This window comes from Actinomadura geliboluensis (assembly GCF_005889745.1).
GTDB lineage: Bacteria > Actinomycetota > Actinomycetes > Streptosporangiales > Streptosporangiaceae > Spirillospora > Spirillospora geliboluensis.
In genome coordinates this window covers 1-5,273 of record NZ_VCKZ01000546.1, presented here as the reverse complement: position 1 = coordinate 5,273, position 5,273 = coordinate 1, and the positions used below count along the sequence as shown (strand labels likewise).

Below are 5,273 nucleotides of genomic sequence, written 5' to 3'. Positions count from 1 at the left end.
CGTCACCTCCCCCGAGACCCCCGGCCCCGTCGACGCCGTCGTCACGACCGTCCCGGGCCTCGCCCTCGCCGTCCTCGTCGCCGACTGCGCGCCCGTGCTGCTGGCCGACCCGGTCGCCGGCGTCGTCGGCGCCGCCCACTCCGGCCGCCCCGGCACCGCCGCCGGCGTCGTCCCGGCGCTGGTGAAGGCGATGTGCGAGCGGGGCGCCGACCCGGCCCGGATGACCGCCGCGATCGGGCCCGCCGCGTGCGGCCGCTGCTACGAGGTGCCCGCCGAGATGCGCGACGAGGTCGCCGCCGTCGTCCCCGCCGCGCACGCCGTGACGTCCAAGGGCACCCCCGGTCTCGACATCCGCGCCGGCATCGCCGCGCAGCTCGCCTCCGCAGGGGTGGCCGAGGTCACCGCCGACCCGCGCTGCACCATCGAGGACGCGGGCCTGTTCTCCTACCGCCGCGACGGCCGCACCGGCCGCTTCGCGGGATTCGTCTGGATCAAGGACGGCGCGTGACCGGCGAGACCGATCCCACCCCCGAGCGGCGCCGCGCGGAGCTCGCCGAGGGCCTCGCCGAGGTCCGCGCCCGGATCGCGGCGGCCTGCGCCGCCGCCGGCCGGGACGCGGACGAGGTCACGCTGATCGCGGTGACCAAGACCTTCCCCGCCTCCGATGTGCGGCTGCTGGCCGGACTCGGCCTCACCGAGGTCGGCGAGAACCGCGACCAGGAGGCCCGCCCCAAGGCGGCCGAATGCGCCGACCTCCCGCTCACCTGGCACTTCGTCGGCCGGGTGCAGACCAACAAGGCCCGCGCGGTCGCCGGCTACGCCGACGTCGTCCACTCGGTGGACCGGCCGAGGCTGGCCGCCGCGCTGTCGGACGCCGCGGCCCGCGCCGGCCGGACGCTGCGCTGCCTGGTCCAGGTGTCGCTGGACGAGGCCGCGGCGCGCGGTGAGCGCGGCGGCGCGGCGCCGGCCGCCGTGCCGGAACTGGCCGACGCGATCGCCGGGGCGCCGGGCCTGCGGCTCGGCGGAGTGATGGCGGTCGCGCCGCTCGGCGCCGACCCGCTGCCCGCCTTCACCCGGCTTGCGGAGGTCGCGGCGGAGATGCGAAGGAACCATCCGGACGCCCGGATCGTCAGTGCGGGTATGAGCGGCGATCTGGAGCAGGCGATCGCGTGCGGCGCGACACACCTGCGGATCGGTACGGCGTTGCTCGGCGGCCGACGGGCAATCGTCAGGTAATGTCCCCCCAGTGGTACCTGGCGGTACGCGGGTCGCCACGACGGAGCAGTCCAACGACGGCGCCGGACGCGCCCGGCGCCGCGGCCACAGGACACGGAGGGGCGTATGGCCAGCGCGATGCGCAAGATGGCGGTCTACCTCGGCCTTGTGGAGGACGACCGTTACGACGACAAGTACGGCGACTACGACGAGTACGAGGTCTACGACGACGAGACCGACCCCGGTCAGACCCGTCGCCGTGAGGACGAATCCGGCGGTCAGCTTACCCGAGCGGAGGAGACCGCGGACCGGGATCGCGACCATCACTCCACGTCGACGCTGGAGCGACGCTCCGTGGCGCTCTACGAGTCCGGTACCACCGACCTCGCTCGTATCACTACCCTGCATCCCAGGACCTACAACGAGGCAAGGACCATCGGAGAGCACTTCAGAGAGGGCACACCGGTGATCATGAATCTGACCGAGATGGTCGATAGCGACGCCAAGCGTCTCGTCGACTTCGCGGCGGGTCTCGTGTTCGGCCTGCACGGGAGCATCGAGCGTGTTACGAACAAGGTGTTCCTCCTGTCGCCCGCCAACGTGGAGGTGACGGCGGAGGACAAGGCCCGGATGGCAGAACGTGGGTTCTTCAACCAGAGCTGATAGCCACATGCGAGAGTATCCGTGAACATCGCTGGACAGGTGCTGACGTACCTCCTGTACCTCTTCCTCCTCTTCCTGATCGGGAGGCTGGTGCTGGAGGTCCTTCAGTCGTTCGCCCGCCAATGGAAGCCCTCCGGGGTGGTGCTGGTGATCGCCGAGGCGACCTATACCATCACCGATCCGCCCTTGAAGCTGCTGAGGCGTTTCATCCCGCCGGTCCGTCTGGGTAACGTTGCACTGGACCTCAGCTTCACCGTGCTCATCCTTGTGGTCTGGATCCTGATCATGGTCATTGGCTCCGTATTCGGCGGTCCCTAGATCGATCGGATACCGTCCTTCAGGGACAGACTCCAAGCGCGCCAAGGAGACGAGAACATGCCGCTGACACCCGCCGACGTGCGGAACAAGCAGTTCAGTACCACCAGGCTGAGGCCGGGGTACGACGAGGAGGAGGTGGACGCCTTCCTCGACGAGGTCGAGGCGGAGCTCGACCGCCTCATCCAGGAGAACGAGGAGCTGCGGGCCAAGCTGGCCGAGTGCCTGCGCGGCAAGGTCCCCGCCATGGCCGCCCCCATCGTGGAGCCGAAGCCGGACGTCCAGAAGATCCCCGAGCCGCCCCGCCCGGAGCCGCAGCCGCAGCCCGAGCCGGAGCCCGTGCTCGGCGGCCTCGGCATGTCCGCCGCCCCCACCGGCGAGGACAACATGGACACCGCGGCCCGCGTGCTCGCGCTCGCGCAGCAGACCGCCGACCAGGCGATCGCCGACGCGCGCCGGGAGGCCGACGAGACGCTCGGCCGCGCCCGCCGCGAGGCCGAGGAGATCCTCGGCAAGGCCCGCCGGCAGGCCGACCAGATCGTCAGCGAGGCCCGGTCCCGCGCCGAGGCCCTCGACCGCGACGCGCAGGAGCGGCACCGCCAGGTCATGGGCTCGCTCGTGCAGCAGCGCGAGGAGCTCGAGCGCGAGGTCGACAACCTGCGCGCGTTCGAGCGCGAGTACCGCAGCCGCCTGAAGGTGTACCTGGAGGGGCAGCTCCGCGACCTGGAGGCGGGCAGCACCGAGACCGGCGCGTTCGCCGCCGTCCCGGGCGCGGCCCCGGTCCAGTCGCCGCAGAACGCCCCGCAGGGTCCGCAGACGGGTCCGCAGCCCGGCCTTCCGCACCCGGAGAACCGCAACGGCGCCGCAGGCGGTCCCTCGCCCGCGCCGGGCACGTTCCCGCAGCCGGCCGAGCACGGCCAGCAGGTGCAGCACTCGGCGACCGGCGCTTTCCACGCGGGCGGCGACAACCCGCCGCACGATCGGCGCTGACGCGGCCGCCGCAGGCGATAGTGTCGTCCCGATGCCCGCGCCGGGTGGCAGCGGCGCCATCCCGGCGGGCGCCTTCTCGGCGCTGACGGGCGGTCGTGGGCGGCGACCGGGTCCCTCGCACCGGCCCGGAGCCGAGCGGTCCGAACGAGTGGGAGAGACCCTGTGATCATCCTGAGTGGCGTTCTCGTGGTGGTGGCGATCGCCCTCCTGGTAGCGGGAATCGTCGCCGGCAACGGAGACAGCGCGCAGGTCTTCGGCCTGGACGCGCTGGTGGTGATCTACATATCGATCGCCGTCAGCATCATCTCCGCGCTGTGCCTGGCCATCGGGGTGTTCCTGCGGCGCAAGGAGCTCTGGGGCCCCGGAGCCTCGGCGGTACCGGCCCGGCAGAGCAAGAAGGCCAAGAAGGACAGGCGCAAGAGGCCCGCGCCCCCGGCCCCGGCGCCCGCCAAGGGCGCCGCCGGCGTCCCGGCGGCCGCGGCGTCCGCGTCCCCGCCGGCGGACCCGGCCGACGACGCGGCGGAGGTGCCCGCCCCGCCCGCCGACGTCCCCGAGGACGCGCTGGTCTTCGTCGTCCGCGGGCGCAAGCGCTACCACCTCGACACCTGCCGCCAGCTCGCCGGACGCGACACCGAGGAGCTCACCTACGCCGAGGCCAAGGAGGAGGGGTTCAGCCCCTGCACCGCGTGCATGCCCGACACCGCACTGGCGGCGCGCGCCGCGGCGTCGGCGCCCGCGTCCCCGGCCGAGAGCGGCGACTCCGGCGGCACGGCGGCGGCCGGCCGCGAGCCCGGCGCGGAACGCTCCGAGGGCGGCCTGGCGGGCCTCGCCAAGCCGGCGCCCTCAGCCGCGGCGTCCACGGCGTTCGACACGCCCGTCTCCTTCGCCGACCCCGGCTCGCCCGGCAAGCCCGGTTCCTTCGACAAGCCCGGTTCCTTCGACAAGCCCGGTTCCTTCGACAAGCCCGGCGCGTTCGACCGCACGGCGGAGATCCCGCGGGCGGACGAGCCGGCCGCGGAGGCCCCGTCCGGCGGCCCGTCCGGGCCGACCCTGACCGACGTGCCCGCCGCGGGCCTGTTCGCCGCCGCGGCCGCGGCCCCCAGCGCCCCGGAGACGCCGGAGAAGGCCGACCCCTCCCCGGAGGAGCCGGAGGAGCGCTCCGGCTGGAAGCGGCCCGCTGAGCCTGCCTCCGCCGCCCCGGACGTCACCGTCGACCTCGGCTCGGCCCCCTTCGCGGGTGCGGAGGCCGCGGCGCCGCAGCCGCGCCACGCCGACGACGAGACCGGCGCCGAGCCCTCCGTGCCCTCCGCCGGGGACGCCTTCGCGGCGCCCGAGCCGGAGCCGGCCGCGGACGAGCCGTCCGCCGAGCCGGAGGGGGAGGACCCGCAGGTCCGCATCCTGAGCGGCACCAAGCGGTACCACCGCGTCGACTGCGCCCTCATCGAGGACGTCGGCGACGACGCCGACGACCTGGAGTCGCTCTCCCGCGCGGAGGCCAAGTCCCGCGGCTGCACGCCCTGCCTGGTGTGCCAGCCCGACCGCGCGCACGCCCGCGACTGACGCCGTACCGCGGGCCGGTGCACCGGCCCGCGGTAGGGCCGGGTCAGCGGTCCCGGTGCCGCTCCGCGCGCAGTTCGCGCAGCCGCTCCCGGCGGGCGTCCCGGTGCTCGCGGTGCAGTTCCCGCAGCTCCTCGTGGTGCCTGCGGTGCAGCTCGTGGGCCTGCCGGTGCCGGTCGCGGCGGCCGTCCTTCTCACCGGCCGCGCGGCGGCTGACGGAGATGCCGCCGAACAGCAGCATCCCGGTGATCCGGATGACGGGCGCGCCCGGGTCCGCGGTGTCGTCCTCGGGCAGCTCGGTGCCGCCGAAGACGGAGGTGTTGGACCCGATCACCCGCACCCCCGGCGGGACGATCATGTTGACGCCGCCGAAGACGCAGGTGACGTTGACGGTGACCTCGCTCTGGCTGAGGACCGCCTGCCGGAAGTCCAGGTCGGCGCCGCCGAACACGCAGGAGACGTTGGTGGTGGGCTCGACGAGCCAGCGGCCCTTGCGCTCCACCCCGGCGAAGATCGCCACCAGGTTGGGGGAC

Annotated in this window: 7 protein-coding genes; 6 read left to right on the top strand and 1 reads right to left on the bottom strand. The window is 74.0% G+C overall.

Going from position 1 to position 5,273, the window contains the following annotated elements; all coding sequences use genetic code 11:
• The 6 genes from pgeF to ETD96_RS40915 form a co-directional block, all read left to right on the top strand.
• Positions 1-508, top strand: a 508-nt coding sequence (gene pgeF, locus ETD96_RS40940; protein WP_138641859.1) for a peptidoglycan editing factor PgeF, incomplete at its 5' end; no start/stop codon positions are given.
• Positions 505-1,236, top strand: a complete 732-nt coding sequence (locus ETD96_RS40935; protein ID WP_138641858.1) for a YggS family pyridoxal phosphate-dependent enzyme — start codon at positions 505-507, stop codon at positions 1,234-1,236. The genes pgeF and ETD96_RS40935, both read left to right, overlap by 4 nt.
• 105 nt (positions 1,237-1,341) lie before the next feature.
• Positions 1,342-1,878 (top strand): cell division protein SepF, encoded by a 537-nt coding sequence (locus tag ETD96_RS40930; RefSeq protein ID WP_138641857.1) that lies wholly within the window; start codon positions 1,342-1,344, stop codon positions 1,876-1,878.
• A gap of 21 nt (positions 1,879-1,899) precedes the next feature.
• Positions 1,900-2,196, top strand: a complete 297-nt coding sequence (locus tag ETD96_RS40925; protein WP_089324192.1) for a YggT family protein — start codon at positions 1,900-1,902, stop codon at positions 2,194-2,196.
• Positions 2,197-2,253: 57 nt separating this feature from the next.
• Positions 2,254-3,183 (top strand): DivIVA domain-containing protein, encoded by a 930-nt coding sequence (locus ETD96_RS40920; RefSeq protein WP_138641856.1) that lies wholly within the window; start codon positions 2,254-2,256, stop codon positions 3,181-3,183.
• A gap of 162 nt (positions 3,184-3,345) precedes the next feature.
• Positions 3,346-4,743: a hypothetical protein gene (locus tag ETD96_RS40915; protein ID WP_138641855.1), complete on the top strand. Its 1,398-nt coding sequence runs from the start codon at positions 3,346-3,348 to the stop codon at positions 4,741-4,743.
• 43 nt (positions 4,744-4,786) lie between these two features.
• Here the strand turns inward: ETD96_RS40915 and ETD96_RS40910 are convergent.
• The coding region (locus ETD96_RS40910) for a LiaF domain-containing protein (protein ID WP_240808582.1) at positions 4,787-5,273 on the bottom strand (487 nt) is incomplete at its 5' end.